This is a genomic window from Rubellimicrobium roseum, from assembly GCF_006152145.1.
Classification (GTDB): Bacteria; Pseudomonadota; Alphaproteobacteria; order Rhodobacterales; family Rhodobacteraceae; genus Rubellimicrobium; species Rubellimicrobium roseum.
The window spans coordinates 1-1,416 of record NZ_VDFV01000142.1 but is presented as its reverse complement, the minus strand read 5'-3'; the positions used below and the strand labels follow the sequence as shown (position 1 = coordinate 1,416).

The 1,416-nt window shown below is 69.6% G+C and carries 1 protein-coding gene; it reads left to right on the top strand.

What is annotated here, in order from left to right; all coding sequences use genetic code 11:
• The first annotated feature begins 16 nt into the window (after window positions 1–16).
• Entirely contained in the window at window positions 17–1,396 is a 1,380-nt protein-coding gene (locus tag FHG71_RS23210) for an ISNCY family transposase (protein WP_139084167.1), read from the top strand.
• Window positions 1,397–1,416 lie beyond the last annotated feature (20 nt).

Here is a 1,416-nt window from a genome sequence, read left to right as displayed (position 1 = left end):
GCTGCGGAGGTGGCGGATGGGATGGGTTCTGATGAGCGAGCGCGAGCTTCGACGGATCGAGGTGCTGTCCCGCGTTGTTGAGGGTCGGCTGAGCGTGGCGCACGCGGCAGAGGTGCTGGGCTTGAGCCCGCGTCAGGTGCAACGGCTGCTGCGGGTCTTTCGCGAGGACGGCGCGCCGGCGTTGCGGCACAAGGCGCGCGGCCGGCCGTCGAACCACCGCCTGCGTGCTGGCGTACGCGACCTGGCTCTGGCCTTGGTCCGCGAGAGCTACGCCGACTTCGGGCCGACGCTGGCGGCTGAGAAGCTCGCGGAGCGCCATGGGCTTGAGGTCTCGCGTGAGACCTTGCGCAAGTGGATGGCCGAGGACGGGCTGTGGCTGTCGCGCACACAGCGGCGGCAGTTCCACCAGCCCCGCCTGCGCCGTGAGCGCCTGGGCGAGCTGGTCCAGATCGACGGCTCGGAGCATCGCTGGTTCGAGGACCGCGCTCCACCCTGCACGCTTCTGGTGTTCATCGACGACGCCACGAGCCGGCTCATGCAGATGCGGTTCGTGCCGTCCGAGAGCACGTTCAGCTACTTCGAGGCGCTGGAGGGCTACCTGCATGAGCACGGTCGTCCGGTGGCCTTCTACTCGGACAAGCACTCGATCTTCCGCGTGGCCAAGGAGGACGCCAGGAGCGGCCACGGCATGACGCAGTTCGGCCGGGCCCTGGCGGAGCTCAACATCGAGATCCTGTGCGCCAACTCAAGCCAGGCCAAGGGTCGCGTGGAGCGCGCCAACCGCACGCTCCAGGACCGGCTGGTGAAAGAGATGCGGCTCGAGGGCATCCGCGACATGGAGGATGGGAACGCCTTCCTCCCCGGCTTCCTGGCCCGCCACAACGGGCGCTTCGCTCGGGTCCCGGCGCGATCGGACGACCTGCACCGGCCACTGGACCTGCCCCCCGAGCGGCTCTGGGACATCCTGTGCTGGCGCGACCAGCGCTACGTGGGCCAGCAACTCACGCTGACCTATGAGCGCAAGCGGATCATGCTGGAGGCGACGGAGGTCACGCGGGGCCTCGTGGGCCGGCACGTGGACACCTACGCCTTTCCGGATGGTCGTCTGGACGTGCGGTGGCGGGGTCTATCGCTGCCCTACCGGGTCTTCGACCCCGACCAGCAGCGCGTCACCCATGCCGCGATCACCGAGAACAAGCGCCTGAGTGCCGTGCTGGAGGCCATCAAGGAGATGCAGGAGGCCCAGCCCCCGAAGATCCCGGCCGCGGGCAAGCAGCGCACCCGGTATCAGCCCACGGGCCAGCGCAGTCCAGGACCTCGGTCGTTCCTGGACAAGCGCGCCGCTCGGAAGGCGGACAAGACGGCCCGCGGGACCGGGCCGGTCTCCGATCCCTGACCTCTGCGCCCGGCCCGGTC